Consider the following 431-nt stretch of genomic DNA (forward strand, 5'->3'; position numbering starts at 1 on the left):
TCTCCCGAAGATGGTTGCAAATAGCCGGTAAGGATCTTCATGAGGGTGGACTTTCCGGCGCCATTCGGGCCAAGGAATCCTACAATTTCCCCTTTTTGAATGGAAAAGGAGACCTCATCTAAAGCCTTTTGTTCCCCATAGAATTTCGAGATCTTATTTACCTGAATAGACATAGCAGCTTTTTTTCAAAAGTAAATCAACTTTTTCAAAAGGAGGAAATTTTGGGAGTAGAACTCAAGAGATACCATTTTTAGCGAAATCGTTCTCGTGAATTTTTGAGAAAAAAATATCGATTTCTAAAAATATATTCTACATTAGCCATTCACAGAGAAGACAATGAGCAATTTATTTATCTGGAACGCCTGGTATTACTTTTATTTCTATTCAAGAGATAAGATCGGGAGTGCCGTATAATTAAATCAATAGTTATA

At 36.0% G+C, this 431-nt stretch carries 1 protein-coding gene; it reads right to left on the reverse strand.

What is annotated here, in order from left to right; translation table 11 throughout:
• Positions 1-173: ATP-binding cassette domain-containing protein (locus tag HC175_RS19030; protein ID WP_168139743.1), on the reverse strand; the 173-nt coding region annotated here is incomplete at its 3' end.
• Positions 174-431 lie beyond the last annotated feature (258 nt).

The organism is Salinimicrobium oceani (assembly GCF_012037645.1).